21 protein-coding genes and 1 pseudogene are annotated in these 21,404 nt (G+C 63.7%); 12 read left to right on the top strand and 10 right to left on the bottom strand.

The window, feature by feature from the left end; all coding sequences use genetic code 11:
- The first annotated feature begins 12 nt into the window (after window positions 1-12).
- The 3 genes from PPL01S_RS21290 to PPL01S_RS21280 are packed head-to-tail and all read left to right on the top strand — an operon-like array spanning window position 13 to window position 2,624.
- The gene (locus tag PPL01S_RS21290) at window positions 13-1,449 is read left to right on the top strand and encodes a cytochrome ubiquinol oxidase subunit I (RefSeq protein WP_028626136.1); all 1,437 of its coding nucleotides are present in this window, start codon (window positions 13-15) and stop codon (window positions 1,447-1,449) included.
- 3 nt (window positions 1,450-1,452) lie between these two features.
- On the top strand, window positions 1,453-2,460 hold the full coding sequence (gene cydB, locus PPL01S_RS21285) for a cytochrome d ubiquinol oxidase subunit II (protein ID WP_016392345.1): 1,008 nt from the start codon (window positions 1,453-1,455) through the stop codon (window positions 2,458-2,460).
- Between the two features lie 8 nt (window positions 2,461-2,468).
- Window positions 2,469-2,624, top strand: a complete 156-nt coding sequence (locus tag PPL01S_RS21280) for a DUF2474 domain-containing protein (protein ID WP_081663495.1) — start codon at window positions 2,469-2,471, stop codon at window positions 2,622-2,624.
- Window positions 2,625-2,712: 88 nt separating this feature from the next.
- On the opposite strand, the gene PPL01S_RS21275 is transcribed toward PPL01S_RS21280, so the two are convergent.
- Together PPL01S_RS21275 and PPL01S_RS21270 are read right to left on the bottom strand one after the other, a co-directional pair.
- Complete coding sequence (locus tag PPL01S_RS21275; protein WP_016392164.1) at window positions 2,713-3,837, bottom strand: methyltransferase; 1,125 nt, start codon at window positions 3,835-3,837, stop codon at window positions 2,713-2,715.
- Window positions 3,838-3,933: 96 nt separating this feature from the next.
- Window positions 3,934-4,641, bottom strand: a complete 708-nt coding sequence (locus PPL01S_RS21270) for an autoinducer binding domain-containing protein (protein WP_016392163.1) — start codon at window positions 4,639-4,641, stop codon at window positions 3,934-3,936.
- A 209-nt stretch (window positions 4,642-4,850) separates the two neighbouring features.
- Here PPL01S_RS21270 and PPL01S_RS21265 point away from each other — a divergent pair, with 209 nt between their 5' ends.
- Window positions 4,851-5,627 (top strand): ferredoxin--NADP reductase, encoded by a 777-nt coding sequence (locus PPL01S_RS21265; RefSeq protein WP_028626135.1) that lies wholly within the window; start codon window positions 4,851-4,853, stop codon window positions 5,625-5,627.
- Window positions 5,628-5,657: 30 nt separating this feature from the next.
- Here the strand turns inward: PPL01S_RS21265 and mscL are convergent, their stop codons facing one another.
- Window positions 5,658-6,077 (bottom strand): large-conductance mechanosensitive channel protein MscL, encoded by a 420-nt coding sequence (mscL, locus tag PPL01S_RS21260; RefSeq protein ID WP_028626134.1) that lies wholly within the window; start codon window positions 6,075-6,077, stop codon window positions 5,658-5,660.
- A 178-nt stretch (window positions 6,078-6,255) separates the two neighbouring features.
- Here mscL and radA point away from each other — a divergent pair, with 178 nt between their 5' ends.
- Window positions 6,256-7,623, top strand: a complete 1,368-nt coding sequence (gene radA, locus PPL01S_RS21255) for a DNA repair protein RadA (RefSeq protein ID WP_028626133.1) — start codon at window positions 6,256-6,258, stop codon at window positions 7,621-7,623.
- 117 nt (window positions 7,624-7,740) lie between these two features.
- Here radA and PPL01S_RS21250 read toward each other — a convergent pair whose 3' ends face one another.
- Together PPL01S_RS21250 and PPL01S_RS21245 are read right to left on the bottom strand one after the other, a co-directional pair.
- The gene (locus PPL01S_RS21250; protein ID WP_028626132.1) at window positions 7,741-9,258 is read right to left on the bottom strand and encodes a nucleobase:cation symporter-2 family protein; all 1,518 of its coding nucleotides are present in this window, start codon (window positions 9,256-9,258) and stop codon (window positions 7,741-7,743) included.
- Between the two features lie 263 nt (window positions 9,259-9,521).
- Window positions 9,522-9,884: a PilZ domain-containing protein gene (locus tag PPL01S_RS21245; protein ID WP_016392158.1), complete on the bottom strand. Its 363-nt coding sequence runs from the start codon at window positions 9,882-9,884 to the stop codon at window positions 9,522-9,524.
- 165 nt (window positions 9,885-10,049) lie between these two features.
- Here PPL01S_RS21245 and PPL01S_RS21240 point away from each other — a divergent pair, with 165 nt between their 5' ends.
- The 3 genes from PPL01S_RS21240 (at window position 10,050) to yjiA (ending at window position 13,450) form a co-directional block, all read left to right on the top strand.
- A complete protein-coding gene (locus PPL01S_RS21240) occupies window positions 10,050-12,116 on the top strand; it encodes a carbon starvation CstA family protein (protein ID WP_016392157.1) in 2,067 nt (688 codons plus the stop codon).
- 13 nt (window positions 12,117-12,129) lie between these two features.
- Entirely contained in the window at window positions 12,130-12,327 is a 198-nt protein-coding gene (locus tag PPL01S_RS21235) for a YbdD/YjiX family protein (protein WP_016392156.1), read from the top strand.
- Between the two features lie 145 nt (window positions 12,328-12,472).
- On the top strand, window positions 12,473-13,450 hold the full coding sequence (yjiA, locus tag PPL01S_RS21230) for a GTPase (RefSeq protein WP_016392155.1): 978 nt from the start codon (window positions 12,473-12,475) through the stop codon (window positions 13,448-13,450).
- On the opposite strand, the pseudogene PPL01S_RS24830 reads toward yjiA, so the two are convergent.
- Window positions 13,410-13,664: pseudogene (locus tag PPL01S_RS24830) on the bottom strand (methylenetetrahydrofolate reductase C-terminal domain-containing protein); the annotation flags it as partial. The gene yjiA and the pseudogene PPL01S_RS24830 sit on opposite strands and share 41 nt — an antisense overlap.
- Before the next feature lie 369 nt (window positions 13,665-14,033).
- On the opposite strand from PPL01S_RS24830, the gene PPL01S_RS21220 reads away from it, so the two are divergent.
- Both PPL01S_RS21220 and PPL01S_RS21215 read left to right on the top strand, forming a co-directional pair.
- Window positions 14,034-14,300 (top strand): PepSY domain-containing protein, encoded by a 267-nt coding sequence (locus PPL01S_RS21220; protein ID WP_016392153.1) that lies wholly within the window; start codon window positions 14,034-14,036, stop codon window positions 14,298-14,300.
- Window positions 14,300-14,839, top strand: a complete 540-nt coding sequence (locus PPL01S_RS21215) for a cytochrome b/b6 domain-containing protein (RefSeq protein WP_016392152.1) — start codon at window positions 14,300-14,302, stop codon at window positions 14,837-14,839. The genes PPL01S_RS21220 and PPL01S_RS21215 overlap by 1 nt, the downstream gene beginning before the upstream one ends.
- A gap of 49 nt (window positions 14,840-14,888) precedes the next feature.
- On the opposite strand, the gene PPL01S_RS21210 is transcribed toward PPL01S_RS21215, so the two are convergent.
- The 4 genes from PPL01S_RS21210 to PPL01S_RS21195 are packed head-to-tail and all read right to left on the bottom strand — an operon-like array spanning window position 14,889 to window position 19,020.
- Complete coding sequence (locus PPL01S_RS21210) at window positions 14,889-15,995, bottom strand: agmatine deiminase family protein (protein WP_016392151.1); 1,107 nt, start codon at window positions 15,993-15,995, stop codon at window positions 14,889-14,891.
- Between the two features lie 3 nt (window positions 15,996-15,998).
- Window positions 15,999-17,084, bottom strand: coding sequence for an extracellular solute-binding protein (locus PPL01S_RS21205; protein WP_016392150.1), 1,086 nt, complete (start codon window positions 17,082-17,084; stop codon window positions 15,999-16,001).
- Between the two features lie 2 nt (window positions 17,085-17,086).
- A complete protein-coding gene (gene aguB / locus PPL01S_RS21200; protein ID WP_028626131.1) occupies window positions 17,087-17,983 on the bottom strand; it encodes an N-carbamoylputrescine amidase in 897 nt (298 codons plus the stop codon).
- A complete protein-coding gene (locus tag PPL01S_RS21195; protein ID WP_028626130.1) occupies window positions 17,980-19,020 on the bottom strand; it encodes an agmatine deiminase family protein in 1,041 nt (346 codons plus the stop codon). Before PPL01S_RS21195 ends, aguB begins: the two co-directional genes overlap by 4 nt.
- A gap of 135 nt (window positions 19,021-19,155) precedes the next feature.
- On the opposite strand from PPL01S_RS21195, the gene PPL01S_RS21190 reads away from it, so the two are divergent.
- Entirely contained in the window at window positions 19,156-20,010 is an 855-nt protein-coding gene (locus PPL01S_RS21190) for a LysR substrate-binding domain-containing protein (protein ID WP_028626129.1), read from the top strand.
- A 135-nt stretch (window positions 20,011-20,145) separates the two neighbouring features.
- Window positions 20,146-21,345, top strand: a complete 1,200-nt coding sequence (gene fabV, locus PPL01S_RS21185; protein WP_016392146.1) for an enoyl-ACP reductase FabV — start codon at window positions 20,146-20,148, stop codon at window positions 21,343-21,345.
- Window positions 21,346-21,404: the final 59 nt, after the last annotated feature.

The raw sequence follows: 21,404 nt of genomic DNA, 5'->3' as shown, positions 1-21,404 counted from the left end.
AGAGGAAGCACTATGTTCGGTTTAGAGGCCCTAGATCTCGCCCGAATCCAGTTCGCATTTACCGTGTCCTTTCACATCCTGTTCCCGGCCATCACCATTGGCCTGGCGAGCTATCTGGCAGTCCTCGAAGGCCTTTGGCTGAGGAGCCGCGACCAGGTCTACCGTGACCTCTACCACTTCTGGTCGAAGATCTTCGCCGTCAACTTCGGCATGGGGGTGGTCTCCGGCCTGGTCATGGCCTACCAGTTCGGCACCAACTGGAGCCGTTTCTCCGACTTCGCCGGCGCCGTCACCGGGCCGTTGCTCACCTATGAAGTCCTCACCGCGTTCTTCCTCGAGGCCGGTTTCCTCGGTGTCATGCTGTTCGGCTGGAACCGTGTCGGCCGTGGCCTGCACTTCTTCGCCACGGTGATGGTGGCGCTGGGTACGCTGGTGTCGACCTTCTGGATCCTGGCTTCCAACAGCTGGATGCAGACCCCGCAGGGACACGAAATCATCGATGGTCGGGTGGTCCCGGTGGATTGGTTTGCAGTGATCTTCAACCCGTCGTTCCCCTACCGCCTGATGCACATGGCCACGGCCGCATTCGTCGCCACGGCGTTCTTCGTCGGCGCTTCGGCGGCCTGGCACCTGCTGCGCGGGCGTGACAACCCTGCGCTACGCAAGATGCTGTCGATGGCCATGTGGATGGCCCTCATCGTTGCCCCGATTCAGGCAGTGATCGGCGACTTCCACGGCCTCAACACCCTCAAGCACCAACCGGTGAAGATCGCCGCGATCGAAGGCCACTGGGAGAATGTGCCCGGCGAGCCAACCCCGCTGATCCTGTTCGGCATCCCGGACATGAAGGCCGAAACCACGCACTTCAAGCTCGAGATTCCAGCGCTCGGCAGCCTGATCCTCACCCACAGCCTGGACAAGCAGGTCCCGGCGATGAAGGAGTTCCCGCCAGAGGACCGGCCCAACTCGACCATCGTGTTCTGGTCGTTCCGGGTCATGGTCGGGCTTGGCATGCTGATGATCTTCGTCGGCCTGTGGAGCCTGTGGCTGCGCAAGCGCGGCACCTTGTACAGCTCGCGTCCGTTCCTGTACCTGACGCTGTGGATGGGGCCATCGGGCCTGATCGCAATCCTCGCGGGCTGGTTCACCACTGAAATCGGCCGCCAGCCCTGGGTGGTGTACGGTCTGATGCGTACCTCGGAAGGGGTCTCCAACCATAGCTACACCCAGCTCGGCTTCACCCTGGTGGCGTTCGTGGTGGTGTACTTCGCCCTGTTCGGGACCGGCCTCGGCTACATGATGCGCCTGGTGCGCAAAGGGCCGAAGACCGGTGAGGGGGATGAGCACACGCCGGGTGGTCCCGGCCAGAAACGCACGCCGGCACGGCCGCTGTCTGCCGCCGATGATGGCCACGAGTCCAAGGCCGCCAGCCTGAGCAAGGAGAACTGAGTCATGGGTATCGACCTTCCGCTGATCTGGGCCGTGATCATCATCTTCGGCGTCATGATGTACGTGGTGATGGATGGTTTCGACCTGGGGATCGGCATGCTCTTCCCCTTCGTCAAGGGCGAGCAGGACCGCGATGTGATGATGAACACCGTCGCCCCGGTGTGGGACGGCAACGAAACCTGGCTGATCCTCGGGGGTGCCGGCCTGTTCGGCGCCTTCCCGATGGCCTACTCAGTGGTGCTCGAAGCGCTGTACCTGCCACTGATCCTCATGCTGATCGGCCTGATCTTCCGTGGCGTGGCGTTCGAGTTCCGCTTCAAGGCCAGGTCCCACAAGCGGCATATCTGGGACAAGGCGTTCATCTGGGGCTCGCTGATCGCGACCTTCTTCCAGGGCGTTGCCCTGGGCGCCTTCATCGAAGGCTTCAAGGTAGTGGACCGCCATTTCGCCGGTGGCACGCTCGACTGGCTGACCCCGTTCAGCCTGTTCAGCGGGCTGGGGCTGATCGTGGCCTACACCCTGCTGGGCTGCACCTGGTTGATCATGAAGACCGAGGGGCCGCTGCAGCAGCAGATGCATGACCTGGCCAAGCCGCTGGCGCTGGTGCTGCTGGTGGTGATCGGCATCGTCAGCCTGTGGACGCCGATCGCCTACCCACAGATCGCCGACCGCTGGTTCAGCATGCCCAACCTGATCTGGTTCATGCCGGTGCCGCTGTTGGTGATGGTGACGTTCTACGGCCTGCTCAAGGCGGTGGCGCGCAATGCCCATTACACGCCGTTCCTGCTGACGCTGGTGCTGATCTTCCTGGGCTACAGCGGCCTGGGCATCAGCCTGTGGCCGAACATCATCCCGCCGTCGATCTCGATCTGGGATGCTGCCGCACCCCCGCAGAGCCAGGGCTTCATGCTGGTGGGCACATTGTTCATCCTGCCGTTCATCCTCGGGTATACCTTCTGGAGCTACTACGTGTTCCGCGGCAAGGTCACCCACGAAGACGGCTATCACTAGGAGGGCGCATGATGACTGGCAAACATGGCCTGGAAGAGAAGAAGCCGTTGTGGCAGCGGCTGGGGTGGCTGTTGCTGATCTGGGCGATGAGCGTGGCCGCGCTGGGAGTGGCGGCGTATGTGATGCGGTTGTTCATGGGGGCCGCTGGCCTGACCACCCATTGACGTTATCCGGCCCGGGCCTCATCGCCGGCAAGCCGGCTCCCACAGGAACTTGTGGGAGCCGGCTTGCCGGCGACAGGGCCCTCGAATCCTACTTGCGAGCCTTGAGGATCACGAACTTCGGCGTCGCCGCCACCTGCTCCACGCCACGGAACAGTCGCGCCAGTTTGCTGTGGTAGCCCAGGTGGCGGTTACCGACGATATACAGCGCGCCCCCCACCACCAGCGCTTCGCGAGCCTGCTGGAACATGCGCCAGGCGAGGAAGTCGCCGACCACCTGCTGCTGGTGGAACGGCGGGTTGCACAGCACCACGTCCAGCGACTGCTTTTCCACGCCCGCCAGTCCATCGCCTGCCAGCACCGTCACCTCCCGGTCACCCAGTGCGGCCTGCCAGTTTTCTTGCGCCGATTGCACCGCCATGTACGACTCGTCCACCAGGGTGTAATGAGCCTGGGGGTTGGCCAGTGCACTGGCGATGGCCAGCACGCCGTTGCCGCAGCCCAGGTCCGCGACGCGGGCGTTGCCCAGGTCGCGCGGCAGGTGGGGGAGGAAGGCGCGGGTGCCGATGTCCAGGCCATCGCGGCAGAACACGTTGGCGTGGTTGAGCAGTTCCAGCGCCGGCGAATCGAGCCGGTAGCGGCTCGGGTAGGGCGAAACGGCTGCCGGGCGCTCGGCCAGCGTGGCGGTCAGCAGGCGCGCCTTCTTCTGAGCCAGCGAAGCCTGCACCGGGCCGATGTACTTCTCCAGCAGGTCGCCCGCCGCCCGGGGCAAGTGCTTGATCATGGCGCCGGCGATCACCTCTGCACCCGGGGCCAAGTGGCGTTGCAGGCGGATCAATTGTTCTTCGAGCAGGGCGAGGGTCTTGGGTACGCGCACCAGTACCCGGTCGAAGGGGCCTTGCCAGTGCTCGCTGGCCGGTACGAACGGCACACTGTCGAACGCCTTGCCGTTGCGCGCCAGGTTCTTCTCCAGGGCCATGCGCGCCAGGTGCGAGTCGCCGCTGCTGACCACCGTAATGTGGCCCTCCAGGCTGGCGGCCAGGGCACCGAAGCTGTCGTTGAGCACCAGCACCCTGCAAGCCGCGCTCGGCGCTTGCCCATGCAGTTGCTCGAGCAGGTACTCGTCGGCGGCATCGAAAGCCTGCAGGGGGTCGTTGGCATGGTCCGGCTGTCGGATCAGGTCGAGTTCGGCATAGGGGCTGGTCAACAGGGGCATGGCGTCTGGCTCGGGTACGGGTCTCCCGCAGGCGGATCGCCACGGGTTCGGGTACGCGATTCTACAGCGCTTTGCGCACGGTCGCAGGAATGGCTGTCAGATCAGGCCACGCATGGCGGCGATGGCGATGGCGCCGGCCTTGTTGGAGGCATTGGTCTTGGTGATGAGGCTACGGATATGGAAGTTCACCGTGCTTTGCGACAAGGACAGGATGCAGGCGACATCGGCAGCGGTCTTGCCTGCTGCAGACCATTTCAGCACTTCCAGTTCGCGTTCGGTCATCTTCGGGATGGGTGGGCAAAGTCTGCTCAGGTGATGTTCGCCGATGATGGCGTGCAAGGTATGGCACAACCACTGCACCTTGCCGGCCTTGTTGTAGAGCTCGGCCGAGCTGACCTCACCCAGCGGCCTGGCCACGCTGATCTGGCTTTCATTGTGCTGAAGGTCGTGCAGCGATTGTGTCCAGCCGTGTCGCAGACCGTGCTCGCAGGCTTGTTCACGAAAATGCGGGACTTCGCGGAACAGTTCGTCGGTCCACAGCACTGGCATGGTCGAGGTATGGCTATGGTTCGCCGCCGCATCCTGTTTGTGGAAATCATCGCGCTGATAGCGCTCGATCCACGCCTGTGGATAGTTGCTGTAGAGAAACACCTTGGGCGGTTGGGCGGCCAGTTGCAGGCGTAGTTTCAGGCCCAGAAACGTCATGTCGAGGTCTTGTGCCAGCTGTACTGCCAGGTCGAATACCCGGTCCGGGGCACTTTCTCCAGTCAATTGCTCAAGGTGCTCGTGAGTCCAGAGCGGCATCCGTTACTCCCTTGGTCCAGCAGGATCCATTACATTCACACACGGAGGGATTGTAGGAAATGTCCGAGCGTTGTGTTGGGTTTTTTTGTTATAGCGCGCACGTTTCATGTGAAAACGGTACGATCGGTTTTCTCTGACCTTACACGCCAGCGGTTTTTATCCTGGCCGCTTTGCGCGACACTTGGCGCATGCATTTATTGGAGCACCACATGACCGCCAGCGCCGACAAGTACACCCGCCAGACCCTGCTCGACGTCCAGCCGCTGACGCCCAACCTGTTCAGCTTGCGGGTCACGCGCGACCCGGGCTTTCGTTTCCGCTCCGGCCAGTTCGCTCGGCTCGGCGTGACCAAGGCCGACGGCAGTGTGGTATGGCGGGCCTACTCGATGGTCAGCGCACCGCACGACGACTATCTCGATTTCTTTTCGATCGTCGTGCCGGGCGGCGAATTCACCAGCGAGCTGAGCCGCCTGGGCAAGGGCGACACGCTGCTCATCGACCGTCAGGCATTCGGCTTCCTGACCCTCGATCGCTTCGTCGGGGGGCGCGACCTGTGGCTGTTGGCGACTGGCACCGGCATCGCGCCGTTCATGTCGATCCTGCAGGACTTCGAGGCCTGGGAACGCTTCGACAACATCAAGCTGGTGTATTCGGTACGTGAGGCGCAGGAGCTGGCGTACGTGGACGAAATCGCCGGGCTGGAACAGCGCGACTACCTCGCCGAGTTCGCGGGCAAGTTGCAGTTCATCCCGGTGGTGACGCGTGAGTCTCACCCAGGCGCCTTGAACGCTCGGATCACCACCCTGATCGAGAATGGCGAACTGGAGAAAGCGGCGGGGCTGGAGCTGTCGCCCGAGCATTCGCGGATCATGCTCTGCGGTAACCCGGAGATGATCGACGAGACGCGCAAGGTGCTCAAGGCGCGCGACCTGCAACTGAGCCTGAGCAAGCGCCCAGGGCAGGTGGCGGTAGAAAACTACTGGTGATCGTGGGGGCGCAAGGCGCCCCCTGTCAGGTCAGGGCAGACGGTTCTGGTTCTGCGCCTTGAGCAGGTCGCGAATCTCGCTCAGCAGCGTTTCCTGCGGGGTCGGCGCTGGCGGTACGCTCGGCGCCACGGCTTCCTCGCGCTTGAGCTTGTTGATCGCCTTCACCCCCATGAAGATGGCGAACGCCACGATCACGAAATCGATGATGGTCTGGATGAACTTGCCATAGGCCAGCACTACTGCGGGTACATCGCCTTCGGCGGCTTTCAGGGTAATGGCCAGGTCGCTGAAGTCCACGCCACCGATCAACAGCCCCAGCGGCGGCATGATCACGTCACCGACGAAGGAGGAGACGATCTTGCCGAAGGCCGCGCCGATGATGATACCGACCGCCATGTCGACGACGTTTCCCTTGACCGCGAAGGCCTTGAACTCACTGATCATGCCCATTTTCGATTCCTTTTGTTGCAACTGGTGAGGTTTACGCAGTGTAAGCCACTAAAACGCTTCATGCGTGCTGTTCAGGGGTAGTGACTGCGCTTAGAACGAATAGTTTTGTCGCACCCCGACGCGTTCGAGACACGTCTGCGTCGGCTATCATGGCGGTTTTTTCCAGGAGAACGTGCTCATGGCCAAGGCCAAGCGCTTGTACGGCTGCACCGAGTGCGGCGCGACCTTCCCCAAATGGGCCGGCCAGTGCGGCGAATGCGGGGCCTGGAACACCCTGGTCGAAACCATGATCGAAAGCGCCGGCGCCGCAGCCCCCAGCGGGCGCACCGGGTGGAGCGGGCAGCAGGCCCAGATCAAGACCCTGGCCGAAGTCAGCGTCGAGGAAATCCCCCGCTTCACCACCAGCAGCACCGAACTGGACCGCGTGCTGGGCGGTGGGCTGGTCGATGGTTCGGTGGTGCTGATCGGTGGCGATCCCGGCATCGGCAAGTCGACCATCCTGCTGCAGACCCTGTGCAACATCGCCGTGGGTATGCCGGCGTTGTATGTCACCGGCGAGGAATCCCAGCAGCAGGTGGCCATGCGCTCGCGGCGCCTGGGCCTGCCGCAGGACCAGCTCAAGGTGATGACCGAAACCTGTATCGAGACCATCATCGCCACGGCGCGGCAGGAGAAGCCGCGGGTCATGGTCATCGACTCGATCCAGACCATCTTCACCGAGCAACTGCAGTCGGCGCCCGGTGGCGTGGCCCAGGTGCGCGAGAGTACGGCGTTGCTGGTGCGCTATGCCAAGCAGAGCGGCACGGCGATCTTCCTGGTCGGCCACGTCACCAAGGAAGGCTCGCTTGCCGGCCCGCGGGTGCTGGAGCACATGGTCGACACCGTGTTGTATTTCGAGGGCGAGTCCGATGGCCGCCTGCGCCTGTTGCGGGCGGTAAAGAACCGCTTCGGTGCGGTCAACGAGCTGGGCGTGTTCGGCATGACCGACCGCGGCCTGAAGGAGGTGTCCAATCCTTCTGCGATCTTCCTCAACCGTGCCCAGGAAGAAGTGCCCGGCAGCGTGGTCATGGCCACCTGGGAAGGCACCCGGCCGATGCTGGTGGAAGTGCAGGCGCTGGTCGACGACAGCCATCTGGCCAACCCGCGGCGGGTGACCTTGGGGCTGGACCAGAACCGCCTGGCCATGCTGCTGGCCGTGCTGCATCGGCATGGCGGCATCCCCACCCACGACCAGGACGTGTTCCTCAACGTGGTGGGCGGGGTGAAGGTACTGGAGACTGCATCCGACTTGGCATTGCTGGCAGCGGTGATGTCCAGCTTGCGCAACCGGCCGCTGGCCCACGGCTTGCTGGTGTTCGGCGAGATTGGTCTGTCTGGCGAGGTGCGGCCGGTGCCGAGCGGGCAGGAGCGCTTGAAGGAAGCGGCCAAGCATGGCTTCAAGCGGGCCATCGTACCCAAGGGCAATGCGCCGAAGGAGTCGCCGGCGGGGTTGCAGGTGATTGCCGTGACCCGCTTGGAGCAGGCGTTGGATGCCTTGTTCGAGTAATGCTTTGTCTGTAGTGGCCTCATCGCCGGCTTGCCGGCGATGAGGCCACCACAGACAAACAAAAAGGGGAGCCAACGATGCGCATCGGCTCCTCCCGCGTAACCGCTCAGTCAGCGGTCAATGCTCGGCGACCGCGCTGCGCCTGGGCGTCGCATTGCCATGCTCGTCCATCTCCATCACCGGTACCTCGTTGCCATCGGCATCGAACAGCTTGCCATCCTTGAAGTAATCGCCATCCCTCAGTGCCGAGATGTCCGAGTACTGGATGGTGCGTTCGTAGGCTGCCGCGAACACCGATTGCTGGTCCGAGTTGCCAGCGGTGAAGTGGTTGAAGATCAGGTTCAGCAGGATGGCCATGATCGCCGCCGAGCTGATGCCGGAGTGGAAGATGGTCTCGAACCAGTTCGGGAAGTTGTGATAGAAGGTCGGCGCGGCAATCGGGATCATGCCGAAGCCCAGCGAGGCGGCGACGATGATCAGGTTGACGTTGTTCTTGTAGTTGACCTTCGACAGGGTGCGGATGCCACTGGCAGCCACGGTGCCGAACAGCACGATGCCTGCGCCGCCCAGTACCGGGGTCGGTACTGCAGCAATCACCCGGCCCATCACCGGCAGCAGGCCGAGTACCACCAGGATCACGCCACCGGTGGCCACCACATAGCGGCTCTTGACCCCGGTCACGGCCACCAGGCCGACGTTCTGGGCAAAGGCACTCTGGGTGAAGGAGCCGAAGATCGGCGCCAGGATGCTCGATGCCATGTCGGCGCGCAGGCCGTTGCCCAGGCGCTTGGAGTCGACCTTGGTGTCGATGATCTCACCCACGGCGAGGATGTCCGCCGAGGTTTCCACCAACGTCACCATGATCACGATGCACATCGACAGGATCGCCGCGATGTGAAAAGTCGGCATGCCGAAGTGGAACGGGGTGGGGAAGGCGAACATCGGGCCTTCGGCGACCTTGCTGAAGTCGGTCATGCCCAGCGCCCAGGCGATCAGCGTGCCGAGGACCATGGCCAGCAGGATCGACAGCCGCGAGATGCTTGCGCTGCCCAGCTTGCTCAGCAGCAGGACGATGGCGAAGGTCAGTCCCGCCAGGCCGATGTTGGCCACGCTGCCGAACTCCGGCGAAGCGCTGTTGCCGCCCATTACCCAGCGCGCAGCCACAGGCATCAGGGTCAGGCCGATGGTGGTGATGACGATGCCGGTGACCAGCGGCGGGAAGAACTTGGTGATGCGCGAGAACACCGGGGTGATCAGGAAACCGATCAGCGAGGCTGCCATGACCGCACCCAGCACGCCAGGGAGGCCACCACCGCCCTCACTGCTGAGAATCGCACCCATGGTCGCGACGCCTGCGAACGACACACCTTGTACCAACGGCAACTGGCAACCGAAGAACGGCAGGCCCAGCGTCTGCAACAGCGTGGCCAAGCCACCGGCGAACAGCGAGGCGGCGATCAGCATGCCGATCTCGGCACCGTTCAGGCCTGCGGCCTGCCCGAGAATCAGCGGTACCGCGACGATCCCTCCGTACATGGTCAGGACGTGCTGCAGACCATAAGCCAGGTTGGCACCAAGGCCGAGGTTTTCGTCCTCGGGGCGCTTGGCGGGAGACGTGCTAGGGGACGTAGTCATTGAGCAGGCTCTCTGTTTATTGTTGTGCCGCTACTGTAGACACTTCCTACAAATGATTGCCACAACAATTGTATACAATATTTTGATCGGAGCGCGAACAGTCCGGCTTGCAATGTGTGCAATGCCTTAATGCAGATCGCGTACCAACTCGTCAGAGGCTGTGCTAGAGGGCTGTGTACAACGTGCTGCTACCCAGGTTCAAAGCTGTCTGGGTAGACAGGAAACGCACGTTGGGAAAAATATTAGCGAGCTAAGAGATTCCATTATTCGATGAGTTCGCGCAGTTCGCGCATCATTTCGGTGCTGTCAGCCACGTTCAATTCCACAAGACGGTGCAAATGGCTCATCGAATCGAGGTCGATGTACAGGCATACGAAGCCGAGTCGAGTGGGTTCTTCATGGCGCAGTTCCACCTGCATCCGCACGCGCACTTCGCGGTCGAGGTGGATGATTGCATCGAAATCCTGGGTCAGGTCGGCATCCCAGGGCCGGGGGCACTCGATCAACAGGCCCTTGAGCGACAGATCAAGCAGTTTTACCGGCCATCGGCGAGTGCCCTGGCGCAGTTCGGTGGGGGCGTCGAAGTCTATGCGCTGAAAACGTCGGCGTTCTTCGTGATCGCTCATGGGCGGGTCCTCGGGTGACATCCTGACTATAGTTAGTTGAGTATGTACATCAGGTACCGCAATCTGGCCGCAGAGGCTCTAGACCAAAGCAAGTGTGGCAATGCGCGATGACACGCCCTAGACTCGATGGGCGGTCTTTTCCAATCCACCAGCTGGAACTAAACCATGAACAACAATACTAGCCTGCTACGCCACATTCCGTGGCTGGCGCTGGCAGTCATAGGGGCCTGCGCGCTGGGTGTGGTTGCCCTGCGTCGCGGCGAGGCGATCAATGCCTTGTGGATCGTGGTCGCTTCGGTGGCCATCTACCTAGTCGCCTACCGCTACTACAGCCTGTTCATCGCCACCAAGGTGATGCAACTGGACCCTCGCCGAGCCACCCCCGCGGTGCTCAACAACGACGGCCTGGACTACGTCCCGACCAACAAGCACATTCTGTTCGGTCACCACTTCGCCGCCATCGCCGGCGCCGGCCCGCTGGTCGGCCCGGTACTCGCCGCGCAGATGGGCTACCTGCCCGGCACGCTGTGGCTGATCGCCGGCGTGGTGCTGGCCGGTGCCGTGCAGGACTTCATGGTCCTGTTCCTCTCCACCCGCCGCAACGGTCGCTCGCTGGGCGACATGGTGCGCGAGGAGATGGGCCGCATCCCGGGCACCATCGCCCTGTTCGGTTGCTTCCTGATCATGATCATCATCCTCGCGGTGCTGGCGCTGATCGTGGTCAAGGCCCTGGCCGAGAGCCCATGGGGCATGTTCACGGTGATGGCGACCATCCCGATCGCGATGTTCATGGGCATCTACATGCGCTACATCCGCCCGGGCCGCATCGGCGAGATCTCGGTGGTCGGCGTGGTGCTGCTGCTGGCGTCGATCTGGCTGGGGGGCCAGATCGCCGCGGATCCGGTCTGGGGCCCGGCATTCACCTTCACCGGCGTGCAGATCACCTGGATGCTGGTCGGTTATGGCTTCGTCGCCGCCGTGCTGCCGGTCTGGCTGGTGCTGGCGCCGCGTGACTACCTGTCGACCTTCCTCAAGATCGGTACCATCATTGCCCTGGCCATCGGCATCCTGGTGACCATGCCCGAGCTGAAAATGCCGGCGCTGACCCAGTTCACCGACGGCACCGGCCCGGTGTGGAAGGGCACCCTGTTCCCGTTCCTGTTCATCACCATCGCCTGTGGTGCGGTGTCCGGCTTCCATGCGCTGATCTCCTCGGGGACCACGCCGAAGCTGCTGGACAACGAAACCAACGCCCGCTACATCGGCTACGGCGGCATGCTGATGGAGTCGTTCGTCGCCATCATGGCCATGGTCGCCGCGTCGGTGATCGAGCCGGGCGTGTACTTCGCCATGAACAGCCCGGCCGCCGTGGTGGGCGCCGACGTTGCTTCGGTGGCGCAAACCGTCAGCAGCTGGGGCTTCCTGATCACCCCCGAGCAGCTCGAAGCGGTAGCCCGCGACATCGGCGAGCACACCATCCTGGCCCGTGCCGGCGGCGCGCCGACCCTGGCGGTCGGTATCGCGCAGATCCTGCACCAGGTGCTGCCGGGTGAAAACACCATGGCCTTCTGGTACCACTTCGCGATCCTCTTCGAAGCGCTGTTCATCCTCACCGCCGTGGATGCCGGTACCCGTGCCGGCCGCTTCATGCTGCAGGACCTGCTGGGCAGCTTCGTGCCCGCCCTGAAGCGCACCGAGTCGTGGACTGCCAACCTGATCGGCACTGCCGGCTGCGTGGCCTTGTGGGGCTACCTGCTGTACCAGGGCGTGATCGACCCGCTGGGCGGCATCAACACCCTGTGGCCGCTGTTCGGCATCTCCAACCAGATGCTGGCCGGTATCGCCCTGATGCTCGGCACCGTGGTGCTGATCAAGATGAAGCGCCAGCGCTACGTCTGGGTCACCCTGCTGCCGGCCGTGTGGCTGCTGATCTGCACCACCACCGCAGGCCTGATCAAGCTGTTCGACCCGAACCCGGCGGTAGGCTTCCTGGCCCTGGCCAAGAAGTACAGCACCGCGCTGGACGCCGGCCAGGTGCTGGCCCCGGCCAAGGACATCGGCCAGATGCAGCATGTGATCTACAACGCCTACACCAACGCCGGCCTGACCATTCTGTTCCTGCTGGTGGTCTTCAGCGTGCTGTTCTTCGCCCTCAAGGTCGGCTACGCCGCCCTCGGCCGCAAGGAACGCACCGACAAGGAAACCCCGTTCCAGGCTCTGCCTGACGCTTGAGAGGACTGCAGCGATGTTCAACGACCTGGGTCGACTGGGTAAGTACCTGGGGCAGGCAGCCCGCCTGATGGTCGGCATGCCCGACTACGACAATTATGTCGAGCACATGCAGACCAAGCACCCGGACATGCCGGTGATGAGCTACGAGGCGTTTTTCCGCGAACGCCAGGAAGCCCGTTACGGTGGCAAGTCCGGGCCCAAGTGCTGTTGAACCGATAGTTTTGCCTGTCCTGGCCCCATCGCCGGCAAGCCGGCTCCCACAGACACCCCGCAAGCCTTGAGACTTGCGCGGTACCTGTGGGAGCCAGCTTGCCGGCGATGGGGCCACTGTTTTTTCAGCCCAGGAGCATTTCTGCGTGCACACACCTATTCCCGTAACCGTCCTGACCGGCTTTCTCGGTGCCGGCAAGACCACCTTGCTCAAATACATGCTCAAGGCCGAGCACGGCCTGAAGCTCGCCGTGATCGAGAACGAATTCAGCGAAGCCGGCATCGACAGCCAGCTGCTGGGCGACGAGCCGGTGCAGGTGATGACCCTGGCCAACGGCTGCGTATGCTGCAGCATCCATGGCGACCTGACCCGTGCGCTTTACCTGCTGCTCGAACGCCTGGATGCCGGCGAGATCGCCTTCGACCGCCTGGTGATCGAGTGCACCGGCCTCGCCGACCCGGCGCCGGTGGCACAAACCTTCTTCATCGACGAAGACCTGCGCGAGCGCTACCTGCTCGACGGCATCATCACCCTGGTCGATGCCGCGCATGCCGAGCAGCACCTGACCCAGGCCATCGCCCAGGCCCAGGTCGGCTTTGCCGATCGCCTGCTGCTGAGCAAGACCGACCTGGTCGAGCCCGAGGCGGTGTCGGCGCTGCAGGAGCGGCTGGCGCGGATCAATGGCCGAGCCGCCATCCGGGTGGTCGAGCACGGCCGGATCGACCTGTCCGAACTGCTCGATGTGCGGGGTTTCAACCTCAATCCGGAGCTGGGCGCCAACCTCAAGCCGGCCCTGCGACCGGTGCTCAAGTCGGCGACGCCGGATCGCATCTCGACCCTGGTGCTGCGTACCGACACGGCGCTCGACATCGATCGCCTCAGCGACTTCATGAACGACCTGCTGGAAACCCATGGCAAGCAGCTGCTGCGCTACAAGGGCGTGCTCAACATCGCCGGCGAAGACCGTCGCCTGGTGTTCCAGGGCGTGCTCAAGCTCTATGGGTTCGACTGGGATGCCGAGTGGGCCGAAGACGAGGTGCGTGAAAGCGTGATGGTGTTCATCGCCGATGAGCTGCCCGAAGCTAGGATTCGGGCTGGGTTCGAGGCGCTGGCTGCGGGCTGAGCCTGCGCACCGGCTGGGCTTCGAACCACTGTGGCCAGGAGCTGCGGTGACGGGTCTGGACCTCGATGCAGGGGATCAACCGTTCGCTGAGCACCGCTGTCTGGTGCACGGTCTTGGCCGTGCGGTACTTCACGCTGTGGATGCACTCACGGTCGCCGAACTCGCAGCGGTTGAGCGAAGTGCCGCCGCAGGGGCCGTTGGCCAGGGTCATGGGCCAGCCACACAGGTGCCCGCGCGCCATGATCGCCTGCATGGCGGCGAAGCGTTGCGCCGAAGGCTTGGGCACGAACTCCATGACGCAGACGAAGGTTTTTTCGCGTAGCGCCGATTTCAGCAGGCTCATGAGGGTGTGGCACCTGGAAGGGGCAGGGGGCAGTGTGGAGCAAGTCTTCAATGGGGTCATGTCCAGATGCGCAGGGGGCTGCTCTGAACAAGACATGTGTGTCAGTTGCGGCCCTATCGCCGGCAAGCCGGCTCCCACAGGTACACCCTGCTGACGCTGGAGAAGGCACAGGCCGCTCGCCCCGACTAAGCTGGAAGCGTTCGACCAAGCGTTCAAACCCTCAGACTGGAGCTTATCGCCATGCGAATCCTGATTGCCGCCACCTTGCTACTGGGCAGCAGTACCGCTTTCGCCGCCACGCAATGTACCACCGCCGACAAGAGTACCTGGCAAGACCCGGAGAAATTCCAGGCCCAGCTCAAGGAGCAGGGTTACAAGATCAACAAGTTCAAGGTCACCAAGGGCAACTGCTACGAGATCTACGGTTTCAACAAGGACGGCAAGAAGGTCGAGATCTACCATGATCCGGTGACGGGCAAGGCGGTCAAGACGGAGATCGAAGACTGATGCCACGCGCATCGATACAGCTCTGGGACCCGCTGTTGCGCCTGTGCCACCTGTCGATCGCCACCGTGTTCTTTGCCGATTATTTTTTCAACGAAGAGGGTGACGACTGGCACCAGTGGCTTGGTTACTATGCCTTGGGCTGTGTGCTGATACGCCTGGTGTGGGGTTTCGTCGGGCCGCAGAGCGCGCGCTGGTCGGACTTCTGGCCAACGCCTGCGAGCCTGGCTGCTCATGCCCGGGCGTTGTTCAGCGGGCAGCCTTACCATCGGCTGGGGCATTCGCCGATTGGCGCGCTGGTGATGGTGCTGATGCTGACGGGCATCACCGGCCTGGGGCTGACCGGCTGGGCATCGCAGGAAATCGACGCGCTATGGGGCGCAGATTGGCCCATGGAGGTGCACAGCTTCCTGGCCGATGCCGTGCTGGCGCTGGTCTGCGTGCATGTGCTGGCGGCCATCGTCGAAAGCGTGCGCTTGCGTGAGAATTTGCCGTTATCGATGCTGACCGGGCGCAGGCGGCGGATGCCAGATGAACAATGATCTGGTGTGGCTACTGGCCCTATCGCCGGCAAGCCGGCGATGAGGCCCGCTAGGCCGGGCACTGGTGGGTGACGCAGTGAATGCCGCCACCGCCCGCCGCGATCGCGTCGATGTCCAGCTGCACGATTTCCCGTCCCGGGTACAGCGCTGCCAGCAAGGCTCGCGCCTTTTCGTCCGCCTGGGCATCGCCGAACTGCGGGGCGATGACGGCGCCATTGATCACGAAGTAGTTGATATAGCCCGCTGCGAAGTCCGAATTGCCCTTGCTGAACCTGTTGCGCCGCCCACGCATCGGCGGTGACACCAGATGCACCTGCAAGCGGCGGCCTTCGGCATCGGTCGCTTTCTTGAGAATCTCCAGGTGCTTGCGGGTCACGTCGTAGTCATACGACTCGGGGTCGTTGTCCAGGTTGGCGATCACCACGCCAGGTCGCACGAACCGGGCATAGAAATCCACATGCCCGTCGGTGATGTCTTCGCCGGCGATACCCGGCAGCCAGATTATCTTGCTCAGGCCCAGTCGCTGCTTGAGTTCGGCTTCGACATCGGCCTTGCTCCAGCTCGGATTGCGGTTGGCGTTGATCCAGCTGCTTTCGGTCATGATGCCGGTGCCGTGGCCGTCCACTTCGATGGCGCCACCTTCGCCCACCAGTTCGCTGCGTTGATAGTGTGCACCGGCCAGCGTGGCGACCCGCTTGGCCAGTTGGGCGTCCTTGCTGTGACGCTGCTTGTTGCCCCAGCCGTTGAAGTTGAAGTCCACCGCGGTCAGCCCGTTGCCGTCATCGACCACGAAGTTGGCGCCGATGTCGCGCATCCAGATGTCATCCAGCTCGCAGGTCTCGAACCGGGTGTTGTCGCTCCCGCAATGCTCGATGGCCAGGTCGCGTTCGCTGGCGCGGCAGAACACGGTCACGGGCTGGAAGCGGGCGATGGCCTGGGCGATGCGGCCCAGTGCCGCCTGCACGTCGGCGGTGAAGTCCTCCCAGATGGCGTCCTGGGCGCCAAAGGCGATGTAGGCGCGTTGCTGGGCTTCGCCCTCGTCGGGCATGAACCAGCGGCCCGCTTGCCCGGCGCGGGCCAGGCCCATGGGCAAGCCCAGGCTGGCGCCGAGGCCGGCGGCCAGTGACAGTTGAAGGAAGGTTCTGCGGGTTGGCATGGATCAGTCCTGTGCAGTCTTGAAGCGTGTCCAGATGCGCATGCGCGCACGCATGTCGGCCTGGGGGATGTCTTTGCCCGGGATCAGCCGGGCATAGGTGGCCGGGTCGAGGTAGATATCGGGGTTGTCGCGCAGCCGCGGTTCAACCGCCTCGCGGGCCTTCGCGCTGGCCGTCGGGTAGCCGGTGAAATTGCTGATCGCGGCCATGTTCTGCGGGCGCATCACGAAGTTGATGAAACGATAGGCGTATTCCGGGTGCTTGGCATCGGCGGGAATCGCCATGGTGTCCATCCACACCGTGGTGCCCTGGCGCGGCACGCGGTACTGGAAGTCGAGCTGCTTGCCGGCGGCCTCGGCGGTGCGCTGGGCCTGTATCACATCGCCGCTGTAGCCCAGTGAAAGGCACAGATTCTCGTTGACCAGCTCGGTGACCGGTTGCGACTGGAACTTGCGGATGTACGGGCGTACGGCCTTGAGCAACTCGCTGGCTGCGGCCAGGTCTTCGCGCTTGGCGCTGCGCGGCTCGCGGCCCAGGTAATTGAGGACCACGGCCAGGATTTCGTCGGGCGAGTCGATGACCGAGATACCGCAATCGGCGAACTTGGCCGCCAGTTCGGGCTTGAACAGCAGGTCGAGGTTGTCCAGCTGGGCGTCGGGCATGCGCTTGCGGATCATGTCGGCGTTGGTCGTCAGGCCGATGGTGCCCCAGGTGTAGGGCACGGTGGCCTGACTGGCCTTGGGGTACTGGTCATGCAGCTTGCGCAGGCCTGGCTCGATGTCGTCCAGCGCTTGCAGTTGGCTGCGGTCCAGTTTCTGCAGGCTCCCAGCGCGCATCAGGCGCTCGGCCACGGTATCGCCGGGGAACACCAGGTCGTAGCCGCTGCGCCCTGACATCAGCTTGGCTTCGAGCACTTCGCTGCCATCCATCACGTCGTAGATCACCTGGATGCCGGTTTCGGCGGTGAACTGCTTGAGCGTGTTTTCGGCGAAATAATCGGCCCAGTTGTACAGGCGCAGGGTCGGTTGCTCGGCCAGGGCGTGGTTGGCGCAGAGGGCCAGGGCGAGTGCCGCCAGGTGAGGCAGTTTCATGTTCAGGTCCTCGCAACGTGGGGGTGTCGACCGTCCAGGGTCAGCAACGACGCGTACATTTCCGGGCGACGGTCGCGGTAGACGCCCCAGCTCAGTCGGTCCTCGCGCATCTGCGCAAGGTCCAGCTCGTGCAGCCAGATGCCTGTGCTGCTGCGGTCGGCCTCTTTCAGCAGTGCACCCTTGTGGTCGCAGATGAACGACGAGCCATAGAAGCGCATGCTCAACGAAGGATCGCTCCCGGCGACTTCCTCGCCGACGCGGTTGGCCGCCACCACCGGCACCAGGTTGGCCGCCGCGTGGCCGCGCATGGCGACCTGCCAGTGATCGCGCGAGTCCAGCTCGGCCGCGCCCGGCTCCGAGCCGATGGCGGTGGGGAACAACAGCACTTCAGCGCCCATCAGCGCCAGGCATCGGGCGGTTTCGGGGAACCACTGGTCCCAGCAGATGCCGATGCCGAGGCGCCCGAAGGCGGTGTCCCAGACCTTGAAGCCGGTATCGCCGGGGCTGAAGTATTCCTTCTCCTGGTAGCCGATGGCGTTGGGAATGTGGGTCTTGCGGTAGACACCGAGCAGGCGGCCGTCGGCGTCGGCGACCGTCAGCGAATTAAAGAAGGCATTGCCGGCCCGTTCGTACCAGCTCAGTGGCAGGACCACGCCCAGCTCGGCGGCGAGCGCGGCGAAGCGCTGCAGGATCGGGCTGTTGTCATAGGGCTCGGCCAAGGCCTGGTGGCGGTGGTCCTGCTCGATGCAGAAGTACGGGGTGGCGAACAGCTCCTGCAGCAGGATCACCTGGGCGCCCTCTGCAGCGGCCTGGCGCACCAGCTGTTCGGCACGCTCGAGGTTGTCCGGCAGGTTCCAGCTGCACGGCATCTGGGTCGTGGCGATGCGCAGCAGGCTCATGGCTGCACCTGCGGCTGTTGCTGGGTGATGCAGTGGATGCCACCGCCGCCATGGGCGATGTGGTCGATGCGCACCGGCACGATTTCCCGGCCGGGGAAGGCGTGGGCCAGCTGCGTGGCGGCTGCGTCGTCGGCAGCGATGCCGTAGGCCGGCATGATGACCGCGCCGTTGGCGATGTAGAAGTTGGTGTAGGAGGCGCAGAACACCTCGGCATCCGGGTCGACGGCGGCACTGGCTTCGTACAGGTCGAGCAGTTCGAAACGGCGCCCCTGGGCGTCGGTGGCCAGTTCAAGGGCGCGGCGGTTCTCGCGCACCACCTCGGCGTACACCGAGCCGTGCTCATGGGTGGCATCGACCAGCAGCACGCCTGGCCGGGCGAAGGCGCATACGCCGTCGACGTGGCCATCGGTCATGTCGCCGGTGACGTATTGTGGGTCGCCGGGCAGCCAGATGGTCTTGCTGATGCCCAGGTAGCGGGCGAAGCAGCGCTCGAACTCGGCCTTGCTGATGCCCGGGTTGCGGTTGGGGTTGAGCAGCACGGACTCGGTGGTGATCAAGGTGCCTTCGCCGTCCACATGAATGGCGCCGCCTTCGTTGCACAGGGCAGTGCTGAAACCGTCCAGGCCCAGGTGGTCGAGGATGCGCCGGCCCAGGCTGCGGTCATGGCCGTGGGCGGATTTGCCGCCCCAGGCGTTGAAGCGCCAGCTCAGGCCGGCAAGGCCCTGCTGCGGGTGGCAGATGAAGCTCGGGCCGCTGTCGCGGCACCAGCTGTCATCGACGGCCAGCTCGATCAGTTCGACGTTGGCGCCGCACAGGGCGCTGGCGCTGGCCAGTGCCGAAGGGTCGACGACCATTCTCACCGGCTCGAAGCGGGCAATGGCGGCCGCTACCCGGGCAAAGTCGCGTTGTACATCGGCCAGGCTCACCTGCCAGCCGCTTTCCCACAGCGCCTGGTTGTGCGGCCAGATCATCCAGGTGGCAGCGTGGCGGGCCCATTCGGCAGGCATGCGCCAGCCGCTGTCGAGGGACAGGTCCATAGAGAACTCCGATCTATTAAGGATTTTTATCAACGAAGCCCGCCGTCGCGGGTGTTGGTGACCATGCTATGGCTATGAAGCGCGGGCTACAAACGATAGATTTAGCGCATATCTGATCAGCAGGGCTTATCGATCATGCTAAAACACTGGCCTCCCCTGAATGCCCTTCGAGGGTTCGAAGCCGCAGCGCGGCTTGGCAGTTTCCACAAGGCCGCCGAGGCACTGAACCTGACGCAATCGGCCATCAGCCAGCAGATTCGCAGCCTGGAAACCTACCTGGAGCAGCCGCTGTTCCATCGCAGTGGGCGCAGCGTCAGCCTGACCGATGCCGGGTACGACCTGCTCAGCACCACCCAGTCGCTGCTGCAGCACCTGGCCGTCGGCATTCGCCGCCTCGACCAGTATCGCAAGCCCAACCAACTGGTGGTCAACACCACCCCCGCGTTTGCCCGGCATTGGCTGTTGCCACGCCTGGCGGACTTTCATCAGCGTTGTCCCGACGTCGACCTGTGGTTGTTCACCAGCTTCGAGGTGCCGGACATGGCCACCGAGACCATCGACCTGGCCATACGCGATGACCTCAGCGCCCAGGCCGAGTGCAGCTTCACCGTGCTGCATCAGGACCAGCTGTACCCGGCCTGTCACCCTTCGCTGGCGTTGGCCTCTGCGCGTACCACCCTGCATGGCGAGCGCGAAATGGACTGGAGTCATTGGCAGCTGGAAGGAGGCGAGGATGTCGGGCAGCAGGGCAAGGGGCTGAATTTTTCCGACCCCGGCTTGTTGCTGGATGCGGCGAGCGAGGGCCTGGGCGTTGCGCTGGTCAGCCAGTTGCTGGCGTGGCGGGCGGTGCAGGAGGGGCATTTGCAGGCGCTGTCGGCGCAGCGAGTGCGGGGGCCGGCCTGGGCGTGCCTGGTGCACCGGGACAGTCAGGATGATCCGCTGGCCAGGCAGTTTCTCGACTGGCTCAAAGGCGCACTGAGGCAAGATTGATGCGGGCGGTTTTGAATCCCCCCGATCAGCCCGTAATATGTGTCGGATAACCTGCGGGGGTAGTCTCACCCTCTGATCAATCGGAAGCGCCGCCTGTTGGCGCTTCCCCGGCATAAACCTGACGAGGTACAGACATTGGCCATCATTCATCCTAAGGTTCGCGGTTTCATCTGCACCACGACTCACCCGAAGGGCTGCGAGCTCAACGTCCGTGACCAGATCGAAGCCACCCGCAAGCTGGGCGTGCGCGAGGATGGCCCGAAGAAGGTCCTGGTCATCGGCGCTTCCAGCGGCTATGGCCTGGCGGCACGCATCACCGCGGCCTTCGGCTTCAAGGCCGATACCCTGGGCGTGTTCTTCGAGAAGCCAGGTACCGAGACCAAGCCCGGTACCGCCGGCTGGTACAACGCTGCCGCCTTCGACAAGTTCGCCAAGGCCGAAGGCCTGTACAGCAAGTCGATCAACGGTGACGCCTTCTCCGACGAAGCCCGCGCCAAGGTCATCGAGCTGATCAAGAACGAAATGGGCGGCCAGGTCGACCTGGTCATCTACTCCCTGGCCTCGCCGGTGCGCAAGCTGCCGCAGACCGGTGAACTGGTGCGTTCCGCGCTCAAGCCGATCGGCCAGCCGTACAAGTCGACCGCCATCGACACCAACAAGGACACCATCATCGAGGCCAGCATCGAGCCGGCCACCGAGCAGGAAATCGCCGACACCGTCACCGTCATGGGTGGCCAGGACTGGGAGCTGTGGATCGATGCCCTGAACGCTGCTGGCGTGCTCGCGCCACAGGCTCGCACCGTGGCCTTCAGCTACATCGGTACCGAGATCACCTGGCCGATCTACTGGCACGGCGCCCTGGGCAAGGCCAAGCAGGATCTGGACGAGACTGCCCAGCGCCTGGGCAAGAAGGTTGGCGGTAGCGCCAACGTGGCGGTGCTCAAGTCGGTCGTCACCCAGGCCAGCTCGGCCATTCCGGTGATGCCGCTGTACCTGTCGATGGTCTTCAAGATCATGCAGGAGAAGGGTGTTCACGAAGGGACCCAGGACCAGCTGGACCGCATGTTCCGTGACCGCATGTACCGTGCTGACGGTGCCCCGGCAGAGCTGGACGACAAGGGCCGCCTGCGCCTGGACGACTGGGAACTGCGTGACGACGTACAGGACGCCTGCAAGGCCATGTGGCCGCAAGTGACCACCGAGAACCTGTTCCAGCTGACCGACTACGCCGGTTACAAGAAGCAGTTCCTCAACCTGTTCGGCTTCGAGCGTGCTGACGTCAACTACGACGAAGACGTGGCCACCGATGTGAAGTTCGACTGCGTCGAGCTGTAAGACCCTGCTGGCTTCATCGCCGGCAAGCCGGCTCCCACAAGAAACGCACCGAATTCTGT

The sequence above is a fragment of the Pseudomonas plecoglossicida NBRC 103162 = DSM 15088 genome, from assembly GCF_000730665.1.
Taxonomy (GTDB): Bacteria; Pseudomonadota; Gammaproteobacteria; order Pseudomonadales; family Pseudomonadaceae; genus Aquipseudomonas; species Aquipseudomonas plecoglossicida.
Note: the sequence above shows the minus strand (reverse complement) of the source record. Positions and strands in the feature narration are given on the sequence as shown.

Coding starts and splice junctions, on each gene's coding strand:
- PPL01S_RS21190 (WP_028626129.1), top strand. CDS start 19,156: ATGCTAAAACACTGGCCTCCCCTGAATGCCCTTCGAGGGTTCGAAGCC.
- PPL01S_RS21250 (WP_028626132.1), bottom strand. CDS start 9,258: ATGACTACGTCCCCTAGCACGTCTCCCGCCAAGCGCCCCGAGGACGAA.
- aguB (WP_028626131.1), bottom strand. CDS start 17,983: ATGAGCCTGCTGCGCATCGCCACGACCCAGATGCCGTGCAGCTGGAAC.
- PPL01S_RS21240 (WP_016392157.1), top strand. CDS start 10,050: ATGAACAACAATACTAGCCTGCTACGCCACATTCCGTGGCTGGCGCTG.
- mscL (WP_028626134.1), bottom strand. CDS start 6,077: ATGGGCATGATCAGTGAGTTCAAGGCCTTCGCGGTCAAGGGAAACGTC.
- PPL01S_RS21265 (WP_028626135.1), top strand. CDS start 4,851: ATGACCGCCAGCGCCGACAAGTACACCCGCCAGACCCTGCTCGACGTC.
- PPL01S_RS21220 (WP_016392153.1), top strand. CDS start 14,034: ATGCGAATCCTGATTGCCGCCACCTTGCTACTGGGCAGCAGTACCGCT.
- PPL01S_RS21205 (WP_016392150.1), bottom strand. CDS start 17,084: ATGAAACTGCCTCACCTGGCGGCACTCGCCCTGGCCCTCTGCGCCAAC.
- PPL01S_RS21290 (WP_028626136.1), top strand. CDS start 13: ATGTTCGGTTTAGAGGCCCTAGATCTCGCCCGAATCCAGTTCGCATTT.
- PPL01S_RS21195 (WP_028626130.1), bottom strand. CDS start 19,020: ATGGACCTGTCCCTCGACAGCGGCTGGCGCATGCCTGCCGAATGGGCC.
- PPL01S_RS21270 (WP_016392163.1), bottom strand. CDS start 4,641: ATGCCGCTCTGGACTCACGAGCACCTTGAGCAATTGACTGGAGAAAGT.
- PPL01S_RS21245 (WP_016392158.1), bottom strand. CDS start 9,884: ATGAGCGATCACGAAGAACGCCGACGTTTTCAGCGCATAGACTTCGAC.
- radA (WP_028626133.1), top strand. CDS start 6,256: ATGGCCAAGGCCAAGCGCTTGTACGGCTGCACCGAGTGCGGCGCGACC.
- PPL01S_RS21210 (WP_016392151.1), bottom strand. CDS start 15,995: ATGCCAACCCGCAGAACCTTCCTTCAACTGTCACTGGCCGCCGGCCTC.
- PPL01S_RS21280 (WP_081663495.1), top strand. CDS start 2,469: ATGATGACTGGCAAACATGGCCTGGAAGAGAAGAAGCCGTTGTGGCAG.
- PPL01S_RS21235 (WP_016392156.1), top strand. CDS start 12,130: ATGTTCAACGACCTGGGTCGACTGGGTAAGTACCTGGGGCAGGCAGCC.
- PPL01S_RS21275 (WP_016392164.1), bottom strand. CDS start 3,837: ATGCCCCTGTTGACCAGCCCCTATGCCGAACTCGACCTGATCCGACAG.
- cydB (WP_016392345.1), top strand. CDS start 1,453: ATGGGTATCGACCTTCCGCTGATCTGGGCCGTGATCATCATCTTCGGC.
- PPL01S_RS21215 (WP_016392152.1), top strand. CDS start 14,300: ATGCCACGCGCATCGATACAGCTCTGGGACCCGCTGTTGCGCCTGTGC.